This window comes from Enterococcus sp. ZJ1622 (assembly GCF_011038845.1).
GTDB lineage: Bacteria > Bacillota > Bacilli > Lactobacillales > Enterococcaceae > Enterococcus_B.
The window spans coordinates 263,935-277,482 of record NZ_JAAKDW010000002.1; the positions used below are offsets into that span (position 1 = coordinate 263,935).

Here is a 13,548-nt window from a genome sequence, read left to right on the forward strand (position 1 = left end):
GGGAATGAAGGATACCGGTATAAAAAGAACAAGAAAGTGAGCGAGATGGAAAAATGAAATGGCAGAAATTATTATCGAAAAACATGCAGAATTTGTTTATGCTCATCAATCAGATGAAAGATCTGACATGGAAAAAAGCTGAGCTAGCCGAAAAACTGAAGATAGACACGAAGACAGTGGATCGTCACTTGAAACGACTAGTACAAGGAGAGTTTCCGATACAGGTGATCCAACATAAGAAAGACGTACGTCTCGTCTACCATCAAGGATATAGTGAACCATATCTTCTTTTCGATTTTTTAATACAGTCACCGGCATTTGGATTACTGAAAGATCTCATTTTAAATGAATCTTACCATCAGGAATATGACCGGTCGACACAAGAACGATTGAGGAAATGGCTTGGAGACTATCATTTGTCTTTTTCGTATAAAAAGGCTCGGATTTTTGGTTCGGAAAGAAAGATCAGGTACTTGTTATTTTGCTTTCTAAAAGATTTTCCTCATTTTTTTGCAGATGAAAGCGAACAGTCTTTTTCTGAATGGTTCATCCAGCTCTTGAAACAGCGGACACATGTTTCGCCGATCGAGATGGTGGGCGGGAACCGTACATCTTTTTCTGACATGTTTCCTGAGTTGCTTTTCAGCGATGAACAGGCACTTTCTTTGAAAGAAAAGAATTATCTGTGCATTGTCCGTCTGTGCTGCAACCTGATCACCGAGAAGCGCTGGGAGCGTATCGAGCAAACGAAAGACTACCGAAAACTGACCATCGTAACCGAGAAACTGGATTCGTTGTTCTGGCTGAACAGTGAATTTGAAAGTAGCAATAAAAAAAAGATCACCAGAGCGCTTTATCAAGAATGGCTGCGTTATTCGATCGGTCTCCATGAACGTTTGATAGAAGAAGAGGTATATTGTTATCAAAAAAAACTAGAATCTTCACCAAACTTCAAAGATAAACTCTATCAATTTCGGCTGGCGATCCAGCAGGCTTTAGCACATCCTTCGGCAGAATGGGGCGTATTGTTACTGAAAACGTTACAGGAACGAGGATATTTGGAAGTGCATCCGCCAGAAATCAAAATCGTCTTTTTCTTTCGTTACGATCACGAAGAAGCAAGGAGATTGGCCTCTGTTTTAGATAAGACACTTCGTCACAGGAAACGCACCTCGATCCATGTCTGTACTAGAAACAAGCCACCGCAATATGCCCAACTGATTATCACTGATCATTTCTTCCCGCTGGATCATGATAAGAACCAGAAAACTTATTTATATCATGCTTCTTTCGGGGTCGATCGATTATTAGCGGATATCGATCATTGGGTAGCGACAAAAGCATAAAACTCTCAGGAAAAGAACTGAAAAATGGCGAGTCTATGCTATAATAAAACCGACTAGTAAAGGAGGAAGTCCATTGGAATTAAAGAAATTAGAGGTTCCCACATCTTCGATCACCGAAGTAAAAAGATCGCCGATGGATGTATTTGCCCAAGCAAGAGAAGCAGGGACAGGTGTGTATATATTCAATCGAGAAAAAGTAGCTGGAGTGATGCTGACGCAGGAACAGTATGAAACATTACTGCATGAGTTAGAAACCCTTCGTCAGCTGGCAGCCGAGAAAAAAGAAAAGGAAGAAGGCCCCAAGCCTGTTGAAGCCTTTTCTGAAAAAACAGCGTCTATCGTATCCACAGCAACAGCAGAAGGTATGGACGAACTGGCACAGACGCTCCAGCATTCGCTGATTACTGGTATAACGATTTCTGCCAAGAATTTAGATGAACGGATGGTCGCTCTTGGCTTCATCACGAAGAAAACAGGATTTGGCGGCGTTGTCGATATGCTAAGTGAATTGACTAAAACAGGTAAGATCAATTATCAATTACGAAGAAAACCGCAAAACCGCACGATCATCGCCGAAATCATCGGTGAACAAGACAGTCAATCGCAACTGTTCGACAAAATCATCATCAAAAAAATCTTTTTGCACGAACTATGAGCCACGTATTCATGAGAAAGAGAAATATCAAGCAGCAGGCTGGGACAAAAATCCCAGCCTTTTTTAAACTCGATAAACATGAAATAAAAACGACGCTTCTCGAAAGGGAATACGGGATTTTCTGAAAATAATCGGATGAATATCCACCTTATTTTTTCGCACATCAGATGTCGCACTAGATTCTCTCAAACGATATGTTCAGAGTCTGGCTTTCGATGCAGGAAGACTGCCGCCCAAAAAATTCCCAGTGCTTGAGGAATCAAGTAGATGACAGCTAGAATCAAAATCAGTTGGGTCGGTTTGAAGGGCTGATAGAAGAAATGCCAGTCAGAGAATTTGAGACACGATAGATAAGAAGTGACCGTTGAAACGATATTTCCAATGAATAAAAATAACAACTGTTTTGTATACTGAAAAATGAATCCAGCTAAAAGAGCTAGGAATATCAAAAAGATAAACCCAAAAACAGAATGGTAACGAAAGTCGAGCAGTAACGCAAAATATACGAATGGTATGATAAAAATAAGGAAAGCAGCTTTTCTTAAATAATTATTCAACACGATTGATTACCTCCTAAGAATTGCTATCAGATAGTTCTATAACTTCATTATTAAAAATAAAAAAACGATAATCAATTCAAATTTTATGATTTGTAGAATAAATGAATAAACTCTCATTTCCTTATCTCTAAAAAAAAAGACTATCCCCCTAATTTTTTCAGAGAGAAAATTGTATAGTAAGGTGAATGAAAGTGCAGTTTGGGGGAACGTTGATGAGAAAAAAAAGAATAATCGAACGTATCTATCTGTTTTTTTGGTTTTTTCCGATCCTTCTATTACCTTTCACTTGGGTAAATGCCGTAGTGCAAGGAGCGGAGATTTTAGGACTAATCCAAGGGAGCGGGATAGTCGTTTCCAGAAATTTTCCTATTCTCACCATGTCTTATTTGCTGATCAGTGTCGCATTGCTACTGCCGAAATCATTGATCGATCATTACAATTGGCGTCTGCTCTCTTTTTCCTGTATGCTGATGTTCACTTCTTTATTTGCCATGCTTCCCCGTCTCATCATCGGTCCGAACGGGTTAAGCGAAAGCGGACTGAAGGACACGGCGTATACCTCAATGTATTTCTTGACGATCAAACCAAGCTTTTATTTGGTGATTGCTTCATTTATACTTGCTGTGCTGTTTTATTTTTTCTTTCAGATCTGGGTAAAAGAAGAACCAGTCTGAACAATCCAATCCTTTGTCTCACAAAAAAGCTGTTGCTGAAGCACGGCTTTTTTTTATTTCTTTTTTAGAAGATAAACGATTGTGTATTTCATGTAATGACAAATCGAAACGTTTACATGAATTTTACATAAGTTAACTAGATATTTACAGCAACCATACGAGGGATTTACAGTAGCTTGATACACTTTACTTGTAAATAAGAAAGGAGTATTCAAATGAAAAAAGTATTGTTTTCTTTAGGTATCATGAGCGTTCTTTTCGCAGGATGCGGATCAGGAGCAGGAAGTACAGATGGTTCTGCGGCTCAAAACAGTTCCTCAGGATCAAGTGACCAAGTAAAAATCGTTGCAGTCGGTTCTACTGCTCTGCAGCCTCTGGTAGATGCTGCACAAGAAAGCTTTGTCCAAGAAAACCCTAACTATCAGATCTCTGTTCAAGGCGGTGGCAGCGGAACGGGGCTTAGCCAAGTAGAAGCCGGAGCAGTCACAATCGGAAACTCTGATGTATTTGCTGAAGAAAAAGACGGGATCGATGCAGACAAACTAGTCGATCATAAAGTCGCAGTTGTAGGAATGGCACCAGTAGTCAATAAAGAGACCGGTGTGAAAGATATCACAAAACAGGAACTGATCGACATATTTACAGGGAAGATCACGAATTGGAAAGAATTAGGCGGAAAAGACCAGAAAATAAATGTGGTGAACCGGGCAAACGGCAGCGGGACCAGAGCAACCTTTGAAAAATGGGGATTGGATGGTGCAACACCTGTTCAGTCACAAGAACAGGATTCTTCCGGGACTGTTCGCCAGCTTGTCAGCCAGACACCAGGATCGATCAGCTATCTTGCTTTTTCTTACTTGGATGATTCGACACAAGCTTTGAGTATCGATGGAGTCGAACCGAAAGAAGAGAATGTAGCTGACAACAGCTGGAAAATCTGGTCTTATGAGCATATGTATACAAACGGGGAACCAGATGAAGATGTACAAAAATTCTTAGATTATATGATGACAGATGACGTACAAGAAGGTCCAGTCAAGGAATTAGGTTATCTGCCGATCACGATGATGAAAGTCGAACGTGATGCGCAAGGGAACATAAAATAAAAACATTCTTTTCGCTGATCATACTATATGTGAAAATCGAAAGACAAAATCGAAATAGAAGTGCCCACTATCGATAAATAAGCAGAAAAACCCACGGAAATTGCTCTTTGAATTTTCGTGGTTTTTTTTGTTCCAATTAAGATGACAGTAATGAAAGAAAAGCGCAAGCTGTTTCAAAGGAAGACTTCGACCTTTTATTCTATACTAAGGAGAGTAAGAAATATGTCTGAACAGATCGAGGTAACCAAATGCGGATGAAAAAAACGAATCAAACGTACAGAGAAAAAAAGAGTGATCCTACAAGCAAACTCATGCGGTATACACCTGCACCTGAGGAAGGACTTTCCCTAGAACAAGTCCAAGAAAGGATCGAATCAGGCGCCGTGAATGAAGTCGTCAATCCCTCGTTTAAAACGAATCGAGAGATCATTATAGAGAATACGTTCACGTACTTTAATCTGATCTTTCTGATCTTAGCTATCTTGCTTTGTGTGGTAGAATCTTACAAAAACTTGACCTTCCTTCCTGTTATCTTAGCAAATACCGGGATCGCGATTTTTCAAGAGATCCGTTCCAAAAAAATCTTGGATGAACTGAATGTCTTGAACGCAGCACAAGTGACTGTTCAACGTGCGGGCAAAGAAATTGCGATACCGATAGATGAACTGGTATTGGATGATATCGTTATTCTAGAAACAGGAAACCAGATACCGGCTGATGCTATAGTGATCAAAGGACAGCTTCATGTCAACGAAGCGTTATTGACGGGTGAAGCAGACGAGATCGAAAAAGAGCCAGGAGATCCATTGATGTCTGGCAGTTTTGTCGTTTCAGGAAAAGCGTACGTCCGATTAGATAAAGTGGGCTATAATTCTTATATTTCCCAATTAACCGTCAAAGCGAAAACGATGGGAAATGCTGAACAATCTGAAATGATCGCTTCATTGAATCGATTGATCAAGTGGATCGGGATCATCATTCTTCCGATTGGTGTATTACTATTTAGCCAAAGTTATTTTTATAACGGAAATACGATCAAAGAAAGTATCGTTGCAATGGAAGCAGCATTGATCGGGATGATTCCTGAAGGGTTGTATTTATTGACTACTATCGCGTTAGCGTTGAGTGCGACTAGATTGGCCAAGCAAAAAGTCCTGCTCCATAACATGAAAAGCATCGAAACACTGGCACGAGTGAATGTCTTGTGTGTTGACAAAACCGGTACGATCACTGAAAACGAGATGTCCGTGCAAAAGCTGATTCCTTCCAAGAACCAGGAAAAATACGAAGAATCAGGAAAGCTGGAAGAACTGATCGCTGATTACGCACAAGCGATGGCTAGTGATAACGCCACGATGGAAGCAGTCAAAGCGTACTTTACCCAATCGACTCATCAAGAATACAGTCATGTGATCCCTTTTTCTTCTGTACAAAAATTCAGCAGTGTGACATTTTCTGGACAGGTCTACCTTATGGGCGCACCCGAGATGGTGTTACGAGAGGACTTTGATGTCTACGCAGAAGAATTTGCTCATTTTGCTGAAGAAGGGTATCGGGTGCTTGTTTTTGGTATCTACCATGGCGAGTTGGCTGAACCAGTCTTAACTGAACCTGTTACCCCTTTAGGCTATATTCTGATCGCCAACCCTATCAGGAAAGAGGCAAAAGAAACATTCGCTTATTTTGAAAAACAAGGCGTTTCGATCAAAGTGATTTCTGGAGACAATCCGCTTACCGTAGCGACGGTAGCAGAAGAAGCAGGTATTGCAAATGCCGATCAGTATATCGATGTGTCGTCTTTATCCGAAGAAGAATACACGGAAGCACTAGCACGCTATACCGTTTTTGGACGTGTCAAACCTGAGCAGAAAAAAGAATTCGTCCATTTGCTGAAACAGCAACATACAGTAGCAATGACCGGCGACGGGATCAATGACATACTGGCAATGAAAGAAGCTGACTGCAGTATTGCCATGGCATCAGGAAATGACGCTGCGATGCAGGCGGCTCAAGTCGTTTTACTGGATTCTGATTTTTCGCGAATGCCAGAAGTAGTAGCAGAAGGCCGGCGTGTGGTAAATAATATCGAACGTTCCGCTAGCTTGTTCTTAGTGAAAAATATTTTTTCCTTTTTACTTTCATTGTTTTCTGTGATCTTTGCTTTGACCTATCCTCTAGAGCCTTCGCAGATCACATTGATCAGTTTGTTTACGATCGGCTTGCCATCTTTTCTGCTTGCCTTAGAAGAAAACAAGAAACGAATCAAAGGAAGATTCATCCTCAACGTGATGGAAAAAGCGATACCCGGCGGCATGACGGATATGATCGTCGTCAGTTCTCTTGTGGTCTGCGGGGCAATCTTGAAGCTGAATAAAACAGATATCTCAACGGCTTCTACGATGTTACTGGTGGCAGTTGGATTCTTGGTTTTATATAAAATCTGCAAACCATTGAACAAGTTTCGAACACAGATACTGGCGTTATGTGCTGGCGGGATTTTGTTCTCTGTGCTCTTTTTGCATAAATTGTTTTCGATTTCTGCTATCTCAGCCGTTTCGCTACTGCTACTTTTCATATTGTTCTTCTCCGCGGAGTCGATTTTCAGACATTTGACTTTGCTGATCGAGCATTTGTTTGAGCAGGAATGGAAAAAAGGGACGATGAAAAAGAAACTCCATGAATGGTTCGATCGAATGCCTTTCGGGAAATAAGAGAAACTAAAAAAGAGACAAAAAAGGATTTCTTTGAGAATCTGGTACAAAAGATGAAAAAAAACAACGGTTTCTGCTATCATAGAAGTGATAGAAAGAAATCATTGATTGTTTCCAAATTTCAGTTCATGAGTAAGAGATATTTGGGAACAGTGAGGAGGGCACGATGAAAAAAGGGAGTTTGTTGGTATGTGGTTCCATAATAGTAGGATTGATGGGGGCTGTTCCTGTTGCGTCAGAAGAAGTCAGCACGACTGTCAGTCAGGAGATGATTTCATCCGAACAAGGAACTGACACCACATCATCTAGTCAAGCGCAAAAAGCCGTGATCAATGGAGAAGAAATCACCCTTGAGGCACCAAACAAAGCAGGAAAAGGTGAAGCAGATGCTACACAAGCACCAAAAGAAGAACTGCAGCAAGGACAGGTAAGCAGATATGCTCGGAGTGCTGTACGAACGATTGCCATGTACCGACTGTATAATCCGCATAGCGGTGAACATTTTTACACCCAAGATACTGGCGAACGCGATAATCTAAGAAGGCTCGGCTGGAACTATGAGGGGATCGGCTGGCAGGCACCAACAAGCGGGAGCCCTGTGTACCGACTGTATAATCGTTACAATGGAGAGCATTTCTATACGCTGAACGCCGCCGAGCGTGACAATATCACGAAATACGGCTGGAAATATGAAGGGATCGGCTGGTATTCTTACACTGGATCAAACGGGATCGCTGTCAGCCGTTTATATAATAAACGGGTCAACTGGCATCATTATACATTGGATCAAAATGAGAAGAACATCATCTCTAAACAAGGATGGAATTACGAAGGTGTCGGCTGGTATGCGGTTGGGAATGGCCAGCAAAGCACAGATGATTATAAATTATTAGGAGTGAAGAATTATGATCAGTATGCTTTAGGGGCGCCTAGTGGCTGTGAAGGAGCTTCACTTCTACAAGCGTTGCAGTACAAAGGAAAAATCACGAATTGGAGCTTAACCCAATTTTTGAATACGATCCCTAAATCATCGAATGGCAATCCAAACAACGGCTTCGTTGGTAGTCCTTTTGTTGAAAATTCTTGGACTTATTCAGCCATCTACCCTGCACCGCTGACAACGTGGGGCCAAAAATACGGAAATGTCCAAAACATCTCTGGAAGTTCCATGGATACATTACTGAATGAGGTGAAAAACGGCAATCCAGTCGTCGCGTGGGTCACAATCAACTTCCAGCCTGTACGTTGGGGGAATTGGAGCTTTGGCGCAGCGGTGAACAACAATCATGCAGTGACATTGGACGGCTATAACAAGGGAAGCAATCAAGTCCATGTATCTGATCCGATAAGCGGCTCTTACTGGCTGAACCGTTCCACCTTTGAAAGTATCTACAATGCACGTAAATACGCAGTAGTCATTCGTTAATTATAGACGACTCGTCATTTCTGCTAGTAAGGAACAAAAAGAGTATTGCTGAATAAACACCAGTGACTGACGATCTTTTTCAAGATTTCCAGTCGCTGGTGTTTTCGTTTGTTTTATTGATATCAGATTTTCGGGAGGTTTACGGTAAAAGTCGAACCAGTACCTGGATGGCTTTCTACTTGGATCGTCCCGTGTAGCAGTTTGACGTAGTCTTTGACGATCGCAAGTCCAAGGCCGGTTCCGCCAGAATGACGGCTTCGTGCTTTATCTACACGATAGAATCTTTCGAATATCCGTTCTTGGTCTTCTTTTTCGATCCCGATCCCGAAATCCTGGACAGAAAATGTCAATGAATCAGTTACTTCATAACGAATGAGGATCGTTCCTGTGTTTTTAGAATACTGAATCGCATTTTCGATCAGATTCTTGATGATCGGATAAAGAATATCCGTCTGAGTAGTAAATGGGGCATCTTCGCCAATCAACTGGATCTTCAAATCCTTTTTTGAGATAGTTGGCTGATAGCTTTGGATGATTTGCTGAAAATAGGATTCGATCTTGATGGTCTGTGTTTCGTAAGAGTTCTCGCCATCTTTTGACAGCTGGATGATCTCTCGAATCAGTTTATCTAATCGGATCGCATCTTTTTGCATGATTTCAAGAAAAGAAGTCAATGTCGCTGGATCATCTTTTGCCCCATCTAATAACGTCTCTGTAAAACCAATCAATGAAGTAACCGGCGTCTTCAATTCGTGAGAGACATTTCCGACAAAATCTTTTTGTAATTTTTCCAAGCGTCTCACTTTTGTCAAATCATAAGCAACGCCCAAGATTTGACCGGTTCCTTCTGGACTATTGAAATAACGCAAGCTCAAGTCTAAGGTCTGGCGCCCTTGAGTGATCGTTATTTCTTGATGGATCAGCGGCTGTTCAGGAGACACTTGATGGATCAGCTGGATCAGCTTAGGTTCTTGGATGACTTCCGTATAGTGATGCCCAGGCTGATAATCGACTACGCCCAAGTGCATCTGCATCTTTGGATTGAGCAGAAGCAGCCGTGAATCAGAGAGATTGATCAGGAACACGCCGATCATCAGCTCGTTCAACAAAGTGTAAAGCTGCTCTTCTGTCGTAGTGTAAGCACGATACATCTTACTCATCTGTTCGCCGAGGGCATTGATGGTCTGGTATAATTCTTCCCATTGGTCGGGTGTTTGCATAATGATCTCTGTTCGCTGGGGATCTCGGACCATTTTTTTCAAAACAGGCAAAACAGTTTTCAAAGGCTGGTTCCGTTGACAAATGAAATAATAGATCATACTGGATAAAATGAGAAAGAAAATAAGAAAGAAGAAAAAGACCCAGCGTCGGAATGTATCGGTACGAGGTAAAAAACCACTCGTAGGTTCAGCGATTCGGACGATTGCTTCTAATTGACCATTTTTTTTGATCGGAAGAGCGACATAGAGCAGTTCTTCTTTCAATGTCGTACTTTTACGCAAAGAGCTGCCTAAGTTTCCTCCATCTAATACTGCTTTGATCTCGGGACGTGAATCCCGATGTTCATTCAATGTTTCATCATTCGTATCAAAGATGATTTTTCCTGACGCATCCATCAAAGTGATCCGTTCATTGGATTGATGGACGAATTCAGTCAGAGCCTGTTCATTTTGGGATGCTTTCAGATGAGTGACATCTAACTGACGAATGAGCAGCTGCGCTTTTTTTGTCAGATAGCTTTCTTGCTGTTCGATGATCTGCTGCTGGAAATAGTGAGAGATCAGCTGCCAGCTCCCCAAGAACAGTCCAAGCAGTACGAGCAGGAAGAAAGTACGTTCATAGCCTTTTTTCCATTTCATTTTTCTCACCCTTTTGGCTCCTGGAACTTGTAACCGAATCCTCTGACAGTCACTAAGTATTTAGGATGTTTAGGATCTCTCTCGATTTTTTCCCGGAGGTGGCTGACGTGGACGTCGACGATCCTGCTTTGTCCGATAAAATCAAAATTCCAGATGCGGTCTAACAACGTATCACGATCGATCACCCGGTCTTTTCGTTTCATGAAATAAACCAGTAATTCAAATTCTTTTGGCGTCAGTTCGATTGGTCGTTCATCGACAGTGACTTGATAGTTTGTCAGGTCAGCAGTGATTTGTCCAATCGACAGATATTCCGGTACTGCTTCCTCTTTTGATTGCTTGCGAGGTTCGATTCGGCGGAAGATCGCTTTCATTCGGGCAAGGACTTCCCGAGGACTGAACGGTTTGGTCAGATAATCGTCTGCACCGATTTCCAAGCCGATGATGCGGTCAACTTGGTCGTCTTTAGCAGTCAGCATCAGGATTGGTGTATCGATTTTTTCTTGTCGCAGTTTTTGGGTGATCGCCATGCCGTCCATCGAAGGAAGCATGACATCAAGGATAATGAAATCGAACGACTGCTCCATGGCAAGTTCCAAGCCTTCATGACCATCAGATGCACTTGTCACTTGATAGCCTTCTTTTTCCAGATTAAAGGTCAGTAGCGTCACGATTGAAGGTTCGTCATCAACAACTAAGATTTTTTTCATAATTTCTCCTTTTATAGGTTTCATTCCTTTTTATTTTAGCATAGAATCCATACGAGGGGCTATTTTACTAAATAAATAAATGGTATAATAGAGAGGCACTTTGCTGCAAAAGGGGGAGAATGGACAGTGATCGGTATCAGCGCTTGTTTAGGCGGCATTTTATGTCGTTATGACGGTCAGAAGAAGTCAGTTCCAGAATTGGAAGAACTAGTTGCCCAAGGAGATGCGATCATGATCTGCCCGGAAGTGATCGGTGGATTGCCTATTCCCAGAGACCCAGCAGAGATCGTAGGTGGGGACGGATTCGACGTATGGAACCATCAAGCCAAAGTAATCACCAAAAGTGGAGACGATGTGACAAAAGCCTATAAAAGCGGAGCGATCAAAGCGTATCGCAAGCTTCGGGAAAGGGATGTCGAGCTAGTCATTCTAAAGTCGAAAAGTCCCTCATGCGGTGCAAATGAAATCTATGACGGAAGCTTTACAGGGAATCTGAAGGAAGGTGCCGGTGTTGCAACAGCTTATTTTCTTCAGCATGGAATGACGGTACTCTCTGATGAAGACTGGCTGAAGACACGAGGTGAGCAGGATGGAGATCGAGAAAACAAATCGAATGAACGCGCTCTTTGAATTTTATTCCACGCTATTGACAGAAAAGCAAATGAATTATATGGAATTGTATTATGCAGACGATTTTTCACTAGGCGAAATCGCCGAAGAATATGAAGTGAGTCGTCAAGCTGTCTATGACAATATCAAACGAACGAGCAGGATTTTGGAAGATTATGAAAAAAAACTCCATTTATTCTCGGACTATATCGTTCGTGAGCAGTTGCTGGAAAAAATGACTGCGTATATAAAAGAAAACTACCCAACAGATGAAAAGCTGCTTGAATATGTACAGCAGATTCAAGAAATTGAAGAATAAATAAAAGGAATGAAGAAACTATGGCATTTGAAAGCTTAACAGAGCGCCTGCAACAGGCGATGGGAAAACTGAGAAAAAAAGGAAAGGTTTCAGAAGCTGACGTAAAAGAAATGATGCGGGAAATCCGCCTTGCTTTACTAGAAGCCGATGTCAACTTGCAAGTCGTCAAAGACTTTACGAAGCGCGTACGTGAGCGTGCAGTAGGTGCAGAGGTATTAGACAGCCTTTCTCCCGCACAGCAGATCGTGAAAATCGTAAATGAAGAATTGACGATCACTTTAGGGTCAGAAACTGCAGAATTGAATAAATCACCGAAGATCCCGACAGTCATTATGATGGCAGGGCTTCAAGGGGCAGGGAAAACGACCTTCACAGGGAAACTGGCGAATTACTTGAAGAAAAACGCCAATGCACGTCCGCTCCTGATCGCAGGAGACGTGTATCGACCAGCGGCGATCGACCAATTGAAAGTACTAGGTCAGCAGTTAGATGTCCCTGTTTTTGATATGGGGACAGAAGTCAGTCCGGTAGAAATCGTCCGCCAAGGGATGGAACTCGCGAAAGAAAAGAAAAACGATTATGTCCTGATCGATACAGCCGGTCGTTTGCACATCGATGAAACATTGATGGATGAATTGAAACAAATCAAAGAGCTGACTCAGCCAAATGAGATCTTGCTGGTTGTCGATGCGATGACAGGGCAAGATGCAGTGAACGTAGCAGACAGCTTCAATCAACAACTAGGCATCACGGGTGTTGTTATCACCAAATTAGACGGAGATACTCGAGGCGGGGCAGCACTATCCATTCGTTCCGTCACAGGAGCCCCAATCAAATTCATCGGTTCAGGAGAAAAACTGACAGATCTAGAAGTTTTCCATCCGGATCGTATGGCAAGCCGTATCCTTGGCATGGGAGATATGCTGACACTGATCGAAAAAGCCCAGCAGGATTACGATGAGAAAAAAGCAGAAGAGCTCGCACAGAAAATGCGCGAGAACTCCTTTGATTTCAACGATTTCATCGAACAGCTCGACCAAGTGATGGGTATGGGCCCATTAGAGGATCTGATCAAAATGATCCCTGGAATGAACCAAGTACCAGGAATCGAAAATGTCAAAGTTGATCCAAAAGATGTCGAACGAAAAAAAGCGATGGTCTATTCGATGACGCCGGCTGAACGAGAAAATCCGGATCTGTTGAACCCAAGCCGCCGCCGCCGAATCGCTGCCGGCTCTGGGAATAGTGTGGTCGAAGTCAACCGAATGATCAAACAATTCAAAGAATCACGTAAAATGATGCAGCAAATGTCGAAAGGCGATATGAATATCCCCGGCATGGATCAGATGTTTGGAACAGGAGTCAAAGGCAAACTAGGCAAAATGGCGATGAACCGAATGATGAAGAAAAACAAGAAGAAAAAGAAAAAACGCAAATAAGACTTGATGAAAGGTACTGTGACAAAAATCTTGTCACAGTACCTTTTTCCGAATAAACGATGTTCCAGAAGTAGCTTCTTCGAAAAATAAGCCGAAATTTCATAAAAATTTGAAAAGCAATTTTCGTAAATTTT

12 protein-coding genes are annotated in these 13,548 nt (G+C 42.1%); 9 read left to right on the plus strand and 3 right to left on the minus strand.

From position 1 onward, the window contains the following. The first annotated feature begins 53 nt into the window (after positions 1-53). Together G7Y42_RS03080 and G7Y42_RS03085 are read left to right on the plus strand one after the other, a co-directional pair. On the plus strand, positions 54-1,346 hold the full coding sequence (locus G7Y42_RS03080; protein WP_165003419.1) for a hypothetical protein: 1,293 nt from the start codon (positions 54-56) through the stop codon (positions 1,344-1,346). Between the two features lie 73 nt (positions 1,347-1,419). After that, positions 1,420-2,001 carry a type II toxin-antitoxin system Phd/YefM family antitoxin gene (locus tag G7Y42_RS03085; protein WP_165003417.1) on the plus strand — a complete coding sequence of 194 codons (582 nt, stop codon included), beginning with the start codon at positions 1,420-1,422 and terminating at the stop codon, positions 1,999-2,001. 185 nt (positions 2,002-2,186) lie between these two features. Here the strand turns inward: G7Y42_RS03085 and G7Y42_RS03090 are convergent, their stop codons facing one another. Then, a complete protein-coding gene (locus G7Y42_RS03090) occupies positions 2,187-2,558 on the minus strand; it encodes a hypothetical protein (RefSeq protein ID WP_165003912.1) in 372 nt (123 codons plus the stop codon). Between the two features lie 215 nt (positions 2,559-2,773). Here G7Y42_RS03090 and G7Y42_RS03095 point away from each other — a divergent pair, with 215 nt between their 5' ends. From G7Y42_RS03095 to G7Y42_RS03110, 4 genes are all read left to right on the plus strand, one after another. Next, positions 2,774-3,235: a hypothetical protein gene (locus tag G7Y42_RS03095; protein WP_165003415.1), complete on the plus strand. Its 462-nt coding sequence runs from the start codon at positions 2,774-2,776 to the stop codon at positions 3,233-3,235. Positions 3,236-3,450: 215 nt separating this feature from the next. Beyond that, positions 3,451-4,341 (plus strand): phosphate ABC transporter substrate-binding protein PstS family protein, encoded by an 891-nt coding sequence (locus G7Y42_RS03100; RefSeq protein ID WP_165003413.1) that lies wholly within the window; start codon positions 3,451-3,453, stop codon positions 4,339-4,341. Between the two features lie 248 nt (positions 4,342-4,589). Continuing rightward, entirely contained in the window at positions 4,590-7,052 is a 2,463-nt protein-coding gene (locus tag G7Y42_RS03105) for a cation-translocating P-type ATPase (protein WP_165003411.1), read from the plus strand. Positions 7,053-7,218: 166 nt separating this feature from the next. Next, complete coding sequence (locus tag G7Y42_RS03110; RefSeq protein ID WP_165003409.1) at positions 7,219-8,478, plus strand: C39 family peptidase; 1,260 nt, start codon at positions 7,219-7,221, stop codon at positions 8,476-8,478. A 122-nt stretch (positions 8,479-8,600) separates the two neighbouring features. Here G7Y42_RS03110 and G7Y42_RS03115 read toward each other — a convergent pair whose 3' ends face one another. Both G7Y42_RS03115 and G7Y42_RS03120 read right to left on the minus strand, forming a co-directional pair. Further along, complete coding sequence (locus G7Y42_RS03115; protein WP_165003407.1) at positions 8,601-10,337, minus strand: ATP-binding protein; 1,737 nt, start codon at positions 10,335-10,337, stop codon at positions 8,601-8,603. A gap of 5 nt (positions 10,338-10,342) precedes the next feature. Next, positions 10,343-11,047 carry a response regulator transcription factor gene (locus G7Y42_RS03120; RefSeq protein ID WP_165003405.1) on the minus strand — a complete coding sequence of 235 codons (705 nt, stop codon included), beginning with the start codon at positions 11,045-11,047 and terminating at the stop codon, positions 10,343-10,345. A 126-nt stretch (positions 11,048-11,173) separates the two neighbouring features. On the opposite strand from G7Y42_RS03120, the gene G7Y42_RS03125 reads away from it, so the two are divergent. From G7Y42_RS03125 to ffh, 3 genes are read left to right on the plus strand one after another with little or no spacing between them, the layout of a single operon-like run. Continuing rightward, positions 11,174-11,677 carry a DUF523 domain-containing protein gene (locus G7Y42_RS03125; RefSeq protein ID WP_165003403.1) on the plus strand — a complete coding sequence of 168 codons (504 nt, stop codon included), beginning with the start codon at positions 11,174-11,176 and terminating at the stop codon, positions 11,675-11,677. Then, positions 11,637-11,975: a putative DNA-binding protein gene (locus G7Y42_RS03130; RefSeq protein WP_165003401.1), complete on the plus strand. Its 339-nt coding sequence runs from the start codon at positions 11,637-11,639 to the stop codon at positions 11,973-11,975. Before G7Y42_RS03125 ends, G7Y42_RS03130 begins: the two co-directional genes overlap by 41 nt. 20 nt (positions 11,976-11,995) lie before the next feature. Then, a complete protein-coding gene (ffh, locus tag G7Y42_RS03135) occupies positions 11,996-13,414 on the plus strand; it encodes a signal recognition particle protein (protein WP_165003399.1) in 1,419 nt (472 codons plus the stop codon). Positions 13,415-13,548: the final 134 nt, after the last annotated feature.